Source organism: Antarctobacter sediminis, assembly GCF_019218285.1.
Lineage (GTDB): Bacteria > Pseudomonadota > Alphaproteobacteria > Rhodobacterales > Rhodobacteraceae > Antarctobacter > Antarctobacter sediminis.
Genome location: NZ_JAHUZG010000002.1, coordinates 1,423,246 through 1,437,580, shown reverse-complemented (window position 1 = coordinate 1,437,580; position 14,335 = coordinate 1,423,246). Strand labels below are relative to the sequence as shown.

The 14,335-nt window shown below is 62.4% G+C and carries 14 protein-coding genes and 1 tRNA gene; 1 reads left to right on the top strand and 14 read right to left on the bottom strand.

The annotated features are described in order from the left end of the window. Positions 1-2 precede the first annotated feature (2 nt). From KJP30_RS14775 to KJP30_RS14730, 10 genes are all read right to left on the bottom strand, one after another. Positions 3-1,064, bottom strand: a complete 1,062-nt coding sequence (locus KJP30_RS14775) for an AbrB family transcriptional regulator (RefSeq protein ID WP_218450025.1) — start codon at positions 1,062-1,064, stop codon at positions 3-5. Positions 1,065-1,070: 6 nt separating this feature from the next. Then, positions 1,071-2,579, bottom strand: a complete 1,509-nt coding sequence (locus KJP30_RS14770) for a tripartite tricarboxylate transporter permease (protein ID WP_218450024.1) — start codon at positions 2,577-2,579, stop codon at positions 1,071-1,073. 10 nt (positions 2,580-2,589) lie between these two features. Continuing rightward, positions 2,590-3,051: a tripartite tricarboxylate transporter TctB family protein gene (locus KJP30_RS14765; RefSeq protein ID WP_218450023.1), complete on the bottom strand. Its 462-nt coding sequence runs from the start codon at positions 3,049-3,051 to the stop codon at positions 2,590-2,592. 57 nt (positions 3,052-3,108) lie between these two features. Beyond that, positions 3,109-4,065 (bottom strand): Bug family tripartite tricarboxylate transporter substrate binding protein, encoded by a 957-nt coding sequence (locus KJP30_RS14760; RefSeq protein WP_218450022.1) that lies wholly within the window; start codon positions 4,063-4,065, stop codon positions 3,109-3,111. 129 nt (positions 4,066-4,194) lie between these two features. Beyond that, positions 4,195-4,878: an FCD domain-containing protein gene (locus KJP30_RS14755; RefSeq protein WP_218450021.1), complete on the bottom strand. Its 684-nt coding sequence runs from the start codon at positions 4,876-4,878 to the stop codon at positions 4,195-4,197. Between the two features lie 418 nt (positions 4,879-5,296). Then, positions 5,297-5,373, bottom strand: a tRNA-Pro gene (locus KJP30_RS14750). Positions 5,374-5,417: 44 nt separating this feature from the next. Continuing rightward, positions 5,418-6,392, bottom strand: a complete 975-nt coding sequence (locus tag KJP30_RS14745; protein WP_218450020.1) for a DMT family transporter — start codon at positions 6,390-6,392, stop codon at positions 5,418-5,420. A 116-nt stretch (positions 6,393-6,508) separates the two neighbouring features. Then, positions 6,509-6,895, bottom strand: coding sequence for a hypothetical protein (locus tag KJP30_RS14740; protein ID WP_218450019.1), 387 nt, complete (start codon positions 6,893-6,895; stop codon positions 6,509-6,511). Between the two features lie 72 nt (positions 6,896-6,967). Then, the gene (gene leuB / locus KJP30_RS14735) at positions 6,968-8,071 is read right to left on the bottom strand and encodes a 3-isopropylmalate dehydrogenase (protein WP_218450018.1); all 1,104 of its coding nucleotides are present in this window, start codon (positions 8,069-8,071) and stop codon (positions 6,968-6,970) included. A 70-nt stretch (positions 8,072-8,141) separates the two neighbouring features. Continuing rightward, positions 8,142-9,044 carry a LysR family transcriptional regulator gene (locus KJP30_RS14730; RefSeq protein ID WP_218450017.1) on the bottom strand — a complete coding sequence of 301 codons (903 nt, stop codon included), beginning with the start codon at positions 9,042-9,044 and terminating at the stop codon, positions 8,142-8,144. Positions 9,045-9,138: 94 nt separating this feature from the next. On the opposite strand from KJP30_RS14730, the gene KJP30_RS14725 reads away from it, so the two are divergent. Continuing rightward, positions 9,139-10,062, top strand: a complete 924-nt coding sequence (locus KJP30_RS14725; protein ID WP_218450016.1) for a Rossmann-fold NAD(P)-binding domain-containing protein — start codon at positions 9,139-9,141, stop codon at positions 10,060-10,062. On the opposite strand, the gene KJP30_RS14720 is transcribed toward KJP30_RS14725, so the two are convergent. The 4 genes from KJP30_RS14720 to leuC all read right to left on the bottom strand — a co-directional run bounded on the left by KJP30_RS14720 (position 9,998) and on the right by leuC (position 14,141). Next, the gene (locus KJP30_RS14720) at positions 9,998-10,918 is read right to left on the bottom strand and encodes an endonuclease/exonuclease/phosphatase family protein (protein WP_343222778.1); all 921 of its coding nucleotides are present in this window, start codon (positions 10,916-10,918) and stop codon (positions 9,998-10,000) included. The two genes, KJP30_RS14725 and KJP30_RS14720, sit on opposite strands and share 65 nt — an antisense overlap. Positions 10,919-10,941: 23 nt before the next feature. Next, positions 10,942-11,751 (bottom strand): hypothetical protein, encoded by an 810-nt coding sequence (locus KJP30_RS14715; protein WP_218450015.1) that lies wholly within the window; start codon positions 11,749-11,751, stop codon positions 10,942-10,944. Positions 11,752-12,107: 356 nt separating this feature from the next. After that, on the bottom strand, positions 12,108-12,713 hold the full coding sequence (gene leuD / locus KJP30_RS14710; protein ID WP_218450014.1) for a 3-isopropylmalate dehydratase small subunit: 606 nt from the start codon (positions 12,711-12,713) through the stop codon (positions 12,108-12,110). A 12-nt stretch (positions 12,714-12,725) separates the two neighbouring features. Next, entirely contained in the window at positions 12,726-14,141 is a 1,416-nt protein-coding gene (gene leuC, locus KJP30_RS14705) for a 3-isopropylmalate dehydratase large subunit (RefSeq protein ID WP_218450013.1), read from the bottom strand. Positions 14,142-14,335 lie beyond the last annotated feature (194 nt).

Sequence of the window (14,335 nt, the reverse complement as noted above, 5' to 3'; positions counted from 1 at the left end):
AGTCATCCTTTCGAGTTGTCTGAATTGGGAAAACGATGCGACAGCCGTCGCCAGACGGTCGCCGCAAGAGTGTTGACCGTGACGCCGCGCAGCGCCTGAAACGCCGCGACCAGGGCGATGTTCTGGTTCAGCGCTTTGGCGGTCAGGACCATTTCGGCCATGCCGCCGATGGAAAAACACAGCACCAGTGTCGCCAGCGCCTGTGGCACCAAGAGACTGGCCAGTGCGGCGGCCAGCGCCATCAAGGCCATGATCGCCAGCAGGACCGGCATACCTGCGACCAGCGCGCGGGGGACATTGGCCAGACGTTGCCTTGTGAAACGTGCGCCCAGCGACATGCCCACAAGCACCTGCGCCGAGGCCAGCAAAGGTGGCGGCATGGCTCCGGCCACCGCGCCAGTGCTGGTCAGCAGGCCGACGGCAATGACCGCGCCCAAGAGCCATGAGGCCGGGAGCCCGGCCCTGTCGCCAAGCCAGCCCCCGAAAAGGCCTGTCAGCAGGACAAGGACAAACTGACCCAAAGGCAGGACAGCCACGCCGCTGAACGCCCCTTCCCCCGCTGGCAGGAAAAAGAACAGCGCCAGCGGCAAAAGCCCCACCACCAGCGCCACCCGCACGGCGTGCAGCGCGGCGATTACAGTGCTGTCGGCCCCGTGTGTTTCGCCAATGCTCGCCATCTCGATCACGCCCCCGGGCAAAAGCGAGAAGAAAGCGGTGCTGGACGAAATCCCACCCCGCCGCGCCAGAACGGGCGCGAACAGAGCCGCCGCGCCGATGCCCAGCACGGCCGAACCGATCATCACCGGCACCCATGCCACGATCTGCGCGGCAACGACCGGGGTGATGACCAACCCGACGCTGGCACCGATGATCGCCAACCCCGGGCAGTAAAGAGCGGCAGGCAGTTTCACCTGCCGACCACGTATTGCGAAGACCCCGGTCAAAAGCGCCGCGCCCATCAGCCACCCCAGAGGCAGGCCCGAGATCTCCCAGACCGCGCCGCCAAGCGCAGCCGGGACCAGCGCGGTCGCGAAACCGCGGTATGTTTCGGGGATGGCTTTCATGGCGGGTTACTCGTTGCCGTGTGCCAGATGGTCCGCCTCGCTCCGGCGGCGTGTCTTGATCAGACGGCCCAGCGGGGTCGATGCGATGCTGAGAACGGCCAGCGCAAAGAAGAACAGCGCGATCGGGCGGGACAGGAACTGACCCAGGTCCTGATCGAAGAGGATCATCGACTGTGCCAGCGAATTTTCGACCAGATGGCCCAGCACAAGACCCATGATGATCGGCGCCGGGGAAAAGCCGCCTCGGTTCAGGAAATAGCCGATCAGACCGGCGATAAGCATAATGTAGACGTCGCTCATGGACTGGCCCACGCCATAGGCGCCGACAACGCAGAGGCAAAAGACCGTAGGCCAGAGAAACTGACGCGGGATCAGAGAGATCCGGCTGAAGAACCGCGCCCCGACCAGCCCGAAAACCAGAAAGACGAGGTTCGCCAACAGCATCGAAAAGAAGATCGCGTATAGCAGGTTGGGCTGGTTTTCGAAGAGATAGGGACCGGGACGCAACCCGTGGATCTGCAAGCCGCCAAGGATCACGGCCGCCGTGGCCGAACCGGGAATGCCCAACGCCAGCGTCGGAACCATGGCCCCACCGGTGGCGGCATTGTTGGCGGCCTCGGGGCCTGCCACGCCTTCCAGTTCCCCTTTACCAAAGTTGTCCTTGTTCTTGGACCAGCGCTTGGCCTCGTTATAACCGATCATCGCGGCGACGGTGGAACCTTCGGCAGGCAGGATGCCGACAAAGGTGCCAATGCCAGATGACCGCAGGATGGTGCGCCAGACCCGCTTGAAATCGGCGATCCCGGGCAATTTCAGTGCCGACATCGAAAACCGCTCTAGCGGGCGATCTTTCTGTCCGGCCTGATCCAGCAGCTCGGCCATGGCAAAAAGACCGATCAGCACAGGGATAAAGCTGATGCCTTCGTATAGCTCGGGGATGCCAAAGGTGAACCGCTCGACCCCGGTGGTCAGATCCACGCCGACCGTAGCCAACAGCACGCCGAATGCACCGCCGATCAGGTTCTTGGTGGCCGATTTCCCGCTGATCGACGCCAGCATCGAAAGGCCAAAAACCGTCAGCGCGAAATATTCGGGCGGTCCAAAACGATAGGCGATGGTCGACAGCGCCGGCGCGGCGACGATCATGACCACCAGAGAAAAGACGCCTCCGGCCACGCTGGCCACGGCGGCCATACCCAAGGCGCGACCGGCCTCGCCCCGCTTGGCCAGCGGATAGCCGTCGAACGCCGTCGCCGCCGCCGGGGGTGCCCCCGGCGCGTTGATCAGGATCGCGGTGATCGAACCGCCAAAAGTGCCCGCGCAGTACAGCGCCGCCAGCATGGCAATGGCCGGGATTGGTTCCAGATAGATCGTGAACGGCAGCAGCAAGGCAACAGCCATCGAACTCGAAAGCCCGGGCAAGGCGCCGACCAGAACGCCGACGATGGTGCCCGCGCAGATCAAAAGCAATGTCGTGGGTTGAAGGACTTCGAGCAGTCCGCCGAGAATATCCATGTCGCCCTCCTCAAAGACCGACTGCGCTCAGCGGTCCCATGGGGAGACGCAGGCCGAGCAGAAGCTTGAAAACGATGTAGATGGCGACAGGCACGCCGACCGAAAACGCCGCGATGCCCATGTAGTTGCGCCGCCCCCAGAGGATCGGCAGCAGGGCGCAAACCCCCAGAAAGGTCAGCGGGACACCGATCACCGGAAACAGGAAGGCCGCCGACGCCATCAGGGCCACGGTCGCGACAACCTGCCATGGCGGAAGATCGCCAAGTGCCTCGCCACCGGACAGGACGGCCTGCGCCATCATGAGAATGGTCAACCCGGCGATCACGCCAAGGATCAGGCGCGGCATGTGTGTGGCGGGCATACCCTGCGCCATGCCCAGTGGATCACTGTCGAAATTGGTGGTCATCCACCACATCACGGCCACGACGATCAGGATGACCGTTCCGGCCAGAAGGTCTTTGGAAAGCTGCATTTGTCCTCCTCCTTGAAATGGAAAGGGACGCGGTTTGCGCGCCCCCTTGCGTGGGGATCACTTGCGCAAGCCAAGCTCTTCGAGCGTGGTGTAGATGTTGTCGTACATCTCGCGGATCTGGGCGTCCCAGACCTCGGCACCGGTAACGCTGGTGGCGTCCAGACCGATGCCGCTGAGGTAGGCCTGATAAGTGCCGTGCTGCATCGAGGACATCAGCCCCTTTTCGAGATAGTCGATACGGTCCTGCGGCGTATCGGCCATGACGACGACACCGCGCATGGTGGAGAAATTGACACCGTCGATACCCAGCTCACCCAGCGTGGGCGTGTCGGGCAACACGGCAAGGCGCTCTTTGGCCATGATTGCCAGCGGCACGAAATCGCCCGAGTCGATGCCGTCCACCGCCTCGCCATAGTTCAGACCGGCCGCCTGAAGGTTGCCCCCCATCAGGTTGGTGATCATGGCACCGCCGCCGTCAAAGGGAACATAGGCCACCTTGGCGCCGGACTTGCTGGCAAAGGTCATGGCGGCGATGTGGTCGATCCCGCCAGCCTGTGTGCCTCCCCACTTGATCGGCGATTGACTAGAGGCGGCGACAAGATCGTCCAGACTGGAGAAACCGGTTTCCTTGTTCACCACGATGATGATCGGATCGTCGGTCGATCGCACGACACCTTTGATATCGTCGATGCCGATGGGGGCGCGACCGCGCGCCATGGTGATCAGATGCGTCGGTGTGATCGCCATGACCGTGTGGCCGTCTGCGGGCTTGTTCGAGGCATAGCTCATGGCGACAGTGCCGCCGCCGCCCTTCTTGATCTGAACGAAGGCATCGGTGCCAAGTTCCTTGCGGGCGCGGATCAGCATTGTGCGCGCTGTGGTGTCGGTGCCACCCCCGGCCGAGGCATGTGTCACCACCTCGATCGCTTGGCTGGGGAAATCCTCGGCTGCGGCAACACCGGCCGCCACCGAAAGCGCAGCACAGGCCGCCAGAACGTGTTTGCGAATGGTCATGGTTCCTCCCTTCAGGTCTGTCACCGGGGATCCGGTTGCCTTTTGGGCTAGCACCGCAAACTGTAAACTGTCAACAGTTTGCGGTGCAGGCAGCCAGACGGGGATTGCGGACCCCGTCGCAAAGCGAAATCAGATAGAGGCGAGAAGACGGCTCAAACCGTTGGTCACATGCGATTTCATCGCGGCGGCGGCAGCCTCGGAGTCGCGGGCCACAAGCGCATCGGTGATGGCACGGTGTTCCTGGTTGGAAATCTCAAGATTGCCTTCCTGAACCAGCCCGCGACGCCGCAGCAGGTGCAGTTGGTTTACGATTCGGTGGTAGGTCACGGCCAGCGTCCGGTTGCCGGATGCCTCCACCAGAGCATCGTGGAATTGCAGGTTCAGCTTGTAATAACTTGGCGCATCCGAGGCATTGGCGGCCTGCTGCATTCGGTCGACAAGGTCCACCAATGCGCTGATTTCCTTATCCTTCCCGCGCTTTACGATCAACTCACCCACAAGCGCAGCAATCGCACCGCGCAATTCGTACAACTCGCGAGCCTCGTCCAGAGACATCTCGCGGACATACATCCCGCGATTGGTTTTGTTACTGAGCAAACCGGCCTGCTCAAGACTGCGACAGGCTTCGCGGATTGGCCCCCGGCTGATGCCAAGCTGATCGGCTAGATAGCTTTCATTGATCCTGTCCCCGGCAACAAGATCACCGTTCACGATCATATCCTCGATCGCCTCGGCGGCGATCGACGTCATGGTACGCGACCGGCGTTCATTGATTTTCTTGAGCGCGGAACTGGATGAGCTTGCCTTGATCATGGTGCAAGTTTCGCCTGCGGCACGGAAACTGTCAACAGAATGCAATTCCCCTTACCCTTAGGTTTCCATCGCCCCCTATCGCCGTAACAAGAGGCACCAGCTAGGATGTGCATGCGCTTCTTGCGGTCGAACGCCGCCCATGACGCCAGGTCGAGCCATCGCGGAAAATCCGAAGGCGGCCCGACGTTGATACTGCGGTGGTACAGCCAGTGCGCCAAGCGCTACGGCAGCCGCCCAGAAATCCAGCGGTCCGCCAGAAGATGGCGAACACGGGCGCAGCCCCCTTCGACGGTCACGTGGCGCGCGACGGAACCGCACATCAGGCGGATGCCCTCGTGTCGCGCCGACGATAGTCAAACCCGAACTGTCACCGATCAAGTGGACCGGCCCAAGGGGGCGTCATGCTTTTGTGATGATCTGGTCGGAGTGAGAGGATTCGAACCTCCGGCCCCTGCCTCCCGAAGACAGTGCTCTACCAGGCTGAGCTACACTCCGACCGTGGCGGGCGGCATAGCCCAGCGCCGGGGCTTTGGCAAGGCTCAATCTTGCGGATTGGCCTGCTCTTTTTCCGTGGCGGTCGGGTCTTTGCGGAAAAACCGCACGCGGGGCAGGATTCCGGTCTCGAACCGGGTGCGCGACCGCGACACGGGGCGGTTGGTCGTGGATTTTCCGCCCTCGCGCCAGACGATGTAGGTGCCGCTGGCGATGATGATCGCCGCCCCGGCCACCGTCCAGGCATCGGGGTATTCGTCAAAGAACACCGCGCCGGTAAAAGCCGCCCACAGGATCTGGGAGTATTGCATCGGCGCGACGACAACCGCCTCGCCCGATTTGTAGGCCATGATGACCAGAGCCGAAGCGATGAAGGCCATGACAGACATCAACGCAAGCCCGCCCATCTCCAGAGCCGGCATCGGCTGATAGACAAAAGGCAGGATGGCCCCCATCACAAGAAAGTTCGTCAGGATCGGGTAAAGCAGCATCACGACGTTGCGTTCGTCCTGACCGATCTTGCGCACGATGATCGAGGCCAGCGAACTTCCAAATGCCGCGACCAGCGCCGCCAGATGCCCCAGCCCCAGCGGCGTTGCACCGGGGCGCAGCACCACCAGAACGCCGCACAGGCCAACCACAACCGCCATCCCCCGGCGCAGCCCGACCTGCTCGCCAAGGACCGGGATCGCCAGCAGCGTGATCAACAGCGGCGCCGCAAAGAGAATCGCATACACCTGCGCCAGCGGCAGCACTGAAAAGGCGTAAAACGCCGCAAGCCCGGTAATGACCACCGATGCCGTTCGCGCGAACATCCACCACGGGTGAACCGGCCGCAGGGTCCCCGGCTGCGATTCACGGATCAGGATCAGCGTTACCAAGGGAAAGGCAAACAGGCCGCTGAAAAAGACGATCTGTACCGGGCTGTAGCTTGCGCCAAGCCACTTCACGATCACGTCATGAAGCGAATAGGTACCAAAAGCGACAAGCGCAAGGAACGCGCCTTTTGCGTTGGGGGACATCGGAAGATCCGTGAGATTGAGTCGCGCGGACGCACGTGATGTGCAAATGACATGACGGTCCGCCGCGGAACGCAAGGGGGGTGCCCCGTTTTATCTCATTCAAGACAGGATGCAGATCACGGGCAGGGTTTGTCGGTCCAAACATCCACTGTCCCGCGCCAGCATCTTTGGCGGTGACCGTACCCCGTCAACTGCCAGCGCCAATCCTCTGTGCGCGTGAATTCAAACCGGCGCTGAAAGGCCCGCGTGGAATCATCGGCAAGCCCGTCCTCGGTGAACTCGATGATCAGTTGGCCATCCTTGACCGCGGCGGACAGGTCCAGACGGGGCAGGCCCCCACCTTCGCCGGGAAAATTCAGGACAAGATCCTGGACCAGCGCCATGGGCAGATCCGTGACCTGTGCGGGAGGGGCGCGGAAATCCGAATAACCCGGCAGAATCTGCACCTCGTCGGCAGCAAGCGGGGTGGCAAGGAGGAAGGAAATCAGGAGGGGGCGAAACATGTTTTCAAAACCTTTCGGGCCGGACAGGGGTATCCTGTCCGGCCCGAGGCGTCCCGTCGAGTAGGGAAACTCTTATACCGAGGCGTCCAGCGCCGCGACGATGGCATCCCCCATCTCGCTGGTCGAAACCGGCTGCTTGCCTTCTTCGCCCAGCAGGTCGGCGGTGCGATAGCCATCCGCCAGCACCTTTTCCACGGCCTTTTCAAGGCGGGTTGCCTCGTCGCCCTGATCAAAGCTGTAGCGCAGCGCCATAGCGAACGACAAAACGCAGGCGATCGGGTTCGCCTTGCCCTGACCCGCGATGTCGGGGGCCGAACCGTGCACCGGTTCATACATCGCCTTGGGGCGACCGTTTGCCATCGGCGCGCCAAGGCTGGCCGAGGGCAGCATACCCAGCGAGCCGGTCAGCATCGCCGCCGCATCGGACAGCAGGTCGCCGAACAGGTTGTCGGTAACGATCACATCGAACTGTTTGGGCCAGCGGCACAGCTGCATGGCCCCGGCATCGGCGTACATATGGCTCAGCTCGACCTCGGGATAATCCTTGGCAACTTCGGTGACAACTTCGCGCCACAGAATGCCGGACTCCATGACATTGGCCTTTTCCATCGAGCACAGCTTCTTGTTCCGGCGCATCGCCAGTTCAAAAGCCGAACGCGCCACCCGGTCGATCTCTGACTCGGTGTAGCGCTGGGTGTTGATGCCGACGCGCTCGTTGCCCTCTTCGATGATGCCGCGCGGCTCGCCGAAATAGATGCCCGAGGTCAGTTCGCGGACGATCATGATGTCCAGACCGGCAACCACGTCCCGCTTGAGCGAGGAGAAATCCGCCAGCGCGTCAAAGCACTGTGCCGGGCGCAGGTTGGCGAACAGGTCCATTTCCTTGCGCAGGCGCAGCAGGCCGCGTTCCGGTTTGACCGAGAAATCCAGCACGTCGTATTTCGGGCCACCCACGGCGCCCAGCAACACGGCGTCCACCTCTTGCGCCTTGGCCATCGTGTCATCATGCAGCGGCGTGCCATGGGCGTCATAGGCCGCACCACCCACCAGATCCTCGGAGACGTCGAAGGCAAGGTCGCGCTTGGCGCCGAACCAGTCGATGACCTTGCGGACTTCGGCCATGACCTCGGGGCCAATGCCGTCGCCGGGCAGGATGAGAAGCGAAGGGGTGGACATGGGCGGCTCTCCTTATCGTGACGTCAGGCCCCTAGCGCGCGCGCCGGTTGGGGTCAATATCGCGCGCCGTTCAACACCGCCTGACGATGGGCATCAACCCCTCTGCCAGAGCGTCCCAGACCCTGCGAATGCGCGGCGTATTGCGCACCGCCTCATGCGCGGCAAGCCACAGCGGCAAACGCGGCAACGGCATGTCCGGCAACACACGCAGGACAAGCGGATCGCTGTCACCCACGTTACACTGGGCAAAGCCGATGCCACATCCCGCCCGGATCAGTTCCCAATAGACGCCGTGATGGTCGGTGCGCGTGGCGAACCAGTCGCGCTGGGCGTCGACCCCGGCATCGCGCAGGCCTTTCAGGATCAGGTCCGACCGGTCATAGCCCACAAGGTCATGGCTTAGAAAAGCCTCGAATGTCTTGGGCTCGCCGCGCCGCGCGATATAGGATTTCGCAGCGTAAAGGCCCAGTTCGATCTCGCCCAGATGGCGGGTGACGATATCCAGTTGCTCGCTGCGATACATGCGGACCGCGATATCCGCCTCGCGGTACAAGAGGTTTTCTGACCGATCGGTTGGCACAAGGTCTATGCTGATCTCCGGCTCTTCGGCGCGTAGGCGCGCAAGGATCAACGGCAGGTGATGCTGGGCGGTGAAGACGCTGGCGGTGACACGAACAGGGCCGCTGAGTGTCTCGGACCTGCCAGCGGCGGCAAGGTTGAATCCCTGCATCCCCTCGGCCATGCGCCGGGCGTGCGGCAACAAGGCCGCCCCCGCATCCGTCAACGACAACCCACGCGGCTGGCGCTGGAACAGCTCAAGCGCCAGCGTGGTCTCGATCTGGCGAATCTGCCGTCCGGCAGTCGGCTGCGACATGCCCAACTGCCGAGCGGCCTCGGACAGCGAGCCGCTTTCCGCCACCGCAAGAAAGGTCTGCACCAGCGACCAATCCAGTTTTGCCAAACCCGCATCCATTCACAGATGAATACATGACCTGCGATTTCTGGCAATTCCTCGAATCCTGTGAATGGCAGATACTGGGCGGGCTAATTTGACAGAGGATAGAGGGATGACGGGGACGGTTCTGGTTCTGGGCGGCAGCGGACGGTTCGGTCGCAACGCGGCAGAGGCTTTCTGGAATGCCGGGTGGCGCGTGCGCCTGTTCGACCGGGCGCATGACGATCTGCAACAGGCGTCCGAAGGGGCCGATGTGATCGTGAACGGTTGGAACCCTGCCTACACCGATTGGGCAGAACAGGTGCCGCAACTGACCGATCAGGTCATCGCGGCGGCGCGCCATGCCGGGGCCACGGTGATCGTTCCCGGAAACGTCTACGTCTTTGGCAAGGACGCCCCGGACAGCTTTGGGCCGGGCGCGACGCATGGCGCCACGAATCCGCTGGGCCGGATCCGGATCCGCATGGAGCAGGCCTATCGCGAGTCCGGCGTCCGGGTCATCCTGCTGCGCGCCGGCGATTTCCTTGATACCGAAGCCTCGGGCAACTGGTTCGATCTGCAAATGGCACCGACACTGAAGAACGCCGTGTTGACCTATCCCGGAACGCCGGACATCCCCCATGCATGGGCCTTTCTGCCCGATATGGCCCGGGCGGCCGTCGCGTTGGCCGAACGGCGCGACACACTGGACTGGTTCACCGAAGTCAACTTCCCCGGTTTCACACTGAGCGGGCGGGACATGGCGGAATTGATCGGACGCGGAATGGGCCGTGCGATCAGGGTCAAGCGGATGGCTTGGTGGCCCCTGCGCTTGGCTTCACCGTTCTGGCCGATGGGGCGCAAACTGTTAGAGATGCGCTATCTCTGGGACAAACCCCATCATCTGAGCCCGGAAAGCTTTACCGCCCTGTTGCCCGATTTCACCCCGACCGATCCGCAAGACGCGCTTGCGGCTGCGGTGGCCCCGGTGCTCAACGAAAGATCAGATCCACCCAGACAAGGCCGTGCGGTCCAAGGTCCGGCGACGGCGGCGTGACGCCCGCATCCGCCACGCCAAACGCCCGGTCCGGCAAGGCATAGCTGACCCGCATGGGGCCCGTGCTGTCCCAGGTAACGCTGTGGCTGTCTGGTAAAGGGTCCTGAAGGCGCGGATGGGACAACAGGCGCTCGGCCGCGTCATGCAAACCATCACCGCGCGCCGGATCAAGATTGAGGTTGCCCAAGAGCACAACGGGAGAGTCCGGAATCTTCCCCATGGTGCCGTCCAGAACATGCGCCCATAACAGCACCTCGTCCCGGTTGCGGCGACCATTCCTGTCCTCCGGTCCGTCAAAAACCGGCGGTGTGGCCGCCAGCGTCAAGAGTGTCAGCACACCCTCCGGCGCGGCCACCTCGATCGCCCAATGAGCGGCGCTGGACAGCCGTTGCACGTCGTAGCCCGGATCCCGTGCGTCGATCAGACTGTCTGTCGTATCTCGCCACGGCAATTCCGTATGATCCGCGGTCAGCCTTACAGGATGGCGCGACAAGATCGCCATCCCCCCCTGCCCCGAGAACCATCCAAAGCCTTGCGCATCACGCGGTCCGCCCCGCCGACCATCGCCGTCCAGATCGCGCCCCGTCGGCATCCCGGTATTTGGGCGGGCGGAAAACAGATGCGGATAGCGCGCGCCATCGTCCCGCAACAGATCCCGCAGTTTGCCCAGCGCCACCAGACCGGCGTCATAGTCGAAATCGGTCAGCAGCAGGACATCCGGTTTAATCGTCAGGATCGGCGTCAGGTCCGGAGCGTTTTTTTCCAGCTCCACCAACAGCAGCCCCGGCCCCTTGCGGCTGAAATCGCCATGCCATGTCGCCACGCGCAACGGTTCGGCGCAGGCAGCACAGGCCACCAGCAGATAGCTGAGAAAGAGGATCAGGCCACTTGCAGGTCCGCCTGCGCGTAGGCGCGGCGGCGCTTTTCCTCGATCAGGTTGGCGATACGCATCAGCGCCACCCCCCGCATGACCAGGCTTGCAGGCAGAAAGGCCCATGCGCTCATCGTCCAGATCAGGGTTTGCGGATCGGTCCATGCAAGCGGCGTTGCATGGGCCGAAGCGGCCTTGAGCACCGCCGGGATCAAGAATGGCAGCAGAAACCCTAAGGCGACGTTAATATGGCTGTCCCGACGCAGGCGCATCAGGATGTCGCCCCCAGTGGTGGGATCGTAAAGCGGCAGGTTGATCCAGAAATTGAACGCCCCACGCCCCAGCGGCCAATCCAGCAGCCGCACCAAAGTCACGAAAATCATCAGCGTCAGCAAAGAGACACCGTAGGCCAGACCGGCCAGCGGCGGCACATGTTCACCCATCGCTTCGGGCGGGACGGCCAAGAGCATCAGGTGAACCGGCGAAAAGGGGAAATCCAACGCTGACCCAACCGCTTGCCCCAGTCCGGTCAAAAGGTCAGTCAGCGGCGAAGGCAACAGCACACCCCGGCAGATCAACGTCAGCAGAACGACCGTGATCGCCAGCGAAAAAAACCGGGTCCGGTTGTAGGGCGGCGCGGAGCGGAACTCGATCAGTGACGGCGACTCGGCAAGGTATTCAACAAAGGTCAGGATGGCGGCCACAAGCCCGATGAGCGAAATCATCTGGGCCGTTTCAACACGGGTTCCGGGCAGCAGCAAGGCCGGCGTTGCCACCAATAGCCCAACAAGGAATGCCCGCGCAGTGGCGGTTACCATTCGTGTTATCACGATTCTGCCCTTTCGTTCCGGACGGGAGCGATGCGATGCCGCGCCCTTGTTCCATCCCGATCCCGCACATTACGGCGGGTTGCCTCATTATTGCCCCAGTTTTGCCCCTTTTGCCCGAGGGGCTCAAGCGTCACGCACGGCGGCGCGTGCAAATCCGTCGCTTTCGCCGGGGCACTGGTGCGGGAATGCATCAATCCCCAAGTGCCAAATCGGCACATCAAGAAAGGTCCGCAATATCTTGGGGAAAAAGAGAAAACCGATACAAGAACGGCGCCTGAAAAACAGGCGCCGCGTTAACCTTGTAGCCGGGCCTTGACGGATCTGGCCCGCGAACGGGCCAGTTGTCAGACCCAGGGGCGGGCCTGTGCGGCCTGCGCTTCGAAGCTGTCGATGGCCGATGCCTTTTCAAGGCTCAGACCAATGTCATCCAACCCTTCGAGCAGGCAGTGCTTTTTGAAAGGGTCGACCTCGAAGGAAAAGCTTTCGCCGTCCGAGGTGGTCACGGTCTGCGCTTCCAGATCGACGATCATCCGCGCATTCGAACCCTTCTCGGCGTCCTTCATCAGCACATCGACGGCCTCTTGCGGCAGCACGATGGGCAGGATGCCGTTCTTGAAGCAGTTGTTGTAGAAGATGTCGGCAAAGCTGGTCGAAATGATCGACTTGATGCCGAAGTCCTTCAATGCCCATGGCGCGTGTTCACGCGAAGAGCCGCAACCAAAGTTGTCGCCCGCGACGAGGATTTCGGCGCTGCGATACTGCGGCTGATTCAGCACGAAATCGGGGATTTCGTTGCCCTGACGGTCATAGCGCATCTCGTCAAAGAGGTTCACGCCAAGACCCGACCGCTTGATGGTCTTCAGAAAGACCTTCGGGATGATCATGTCGGTATCGATGTTGACCAACGGCATGGGCGCCGCGATCCCGGTGAGTTTTTCGAACTTTTCCATTCTCGGGCGTCCTTATGCGTCTTCAGTCATCAGCTCGCGCACGTCGGTCAGGTGACCGGTCAGCGCGGCGGCGGCGGCCATGGCAGGCGACACAAGATGCGTGCGGCCCTTGTAGCCCTGACGGCCTTCGAAGTTGCGGTTCGAGGTCGAGGCGCAACGCTCCCCCTCGGACAACTGGTCGGGGTTCATGGCAAGGCACATGGAACAACCCGCAAGGCGCCATTCGAAACCGGCATCGGTAAAGATCTTGTCCAGACCTTCTTCCTCTGCCTGCATCCGCACCAGACCCGAACCGGGCACCACCATAGCGCGGCCAACCTTGATCTTCTTGCCTTCGACGATCTGGGCGGCAGCGCGCAGATCCTCGATCCGGCCGTTGGTGCAGGAGCCGATGAAGACCGTGTCGATTTCGATGTCGGTCAGTTTCTGGCCGGGGGTCAGGCCCATGTATTCGATCGACCGCTTGGCGGCCTCGACCTTGCCGCCTTTGAAGTCCTCGGGTGCGGGAACGACGGCAGAAATCGGCAGCACGTCCTCGGGCGAGGTGCCCCAGGTCACAACCGGCTCGATCTCTTCGCCTTTCAGCGTCACGACCTTGTCGAAATGCGCACCTTCGTCGGTGTAGAGCGTCTTCCACCAGCTCAACGCGGCCTCGAACTGCGCGCCTTTGGGCGCATGCGGACGGCCTTTGACATATTCAAAAGTCTTCTCGTCCGGCGCGATCAGACCGGCGCGGGCGCCGCCTTCGATCGCCATGTTGCAGACGGTCATCCGGCCTTCCATCGACAGATCGCGGATCGCTTCACCGCAATATTCGATGACATAGCCGGTGCCGCCGGCGGTGCCGGTTGCGCCGATGACGGCCAGCGTGATGTCCTTGGCGGTCACACCGGGGCGCAGCTTGCCGGTGATCTCGACCTTCATGTTCTTGGACTTTTTCTGGATCAGCGTCTGGGTTGCCAGAACGTGCTCGACCTCCGACGTACCGATGCCATGCGCCAGTGCGCCAAAGGCACCATGCGTCGCGGTATGCGAGTCGCCGCAGACCACGGTCATGCCCGGCAGGGTCCAGCCCTGTTCGGGGCCGACGATGTGAACGATACCCTGACGGATGTCCGACACCGGGTAATAGTGGATGCCGAAATCCTTGGCGTTCTTGTCGAGCGCGGCCACCTGAATGGCCGAATCCTCGGTCATGTTCTTGGGGTCTTCGCGGCCCGCCGTCGTCGGCACGTTGTGGTCCGGCACGGCGATGGTCTTGTCGGGCGCGCGCACGCTGCGGCCCGCCATGCGCAGACCTTCGAAGGCCTGCGGGCTGGTCACCTCATGAACGAGGTGGCGGTCGATATAAAGAAGGCAGGTGCCGTCGGCGTCTTCCTGGACGACATGGGCATCCCAGATCTTGTCATAGAGCGTCTTGGGGGACATTGGTCCTCTCCCGTTGATTGGCGAATGGCTATTCGGAAAAGTGGCGCGCACTGGCGCCGGGACTCAGGCGCAGGCCCATAGCCGGGCCAGCACGGTATGCGTGGCACCGTAGAAACGTTCGCGCAGACGGGCGCGGTCTGTCCGGTCGACATGGGGTTTCATGACCGAGGCTGATACAGGCTGCGGCAGATTCC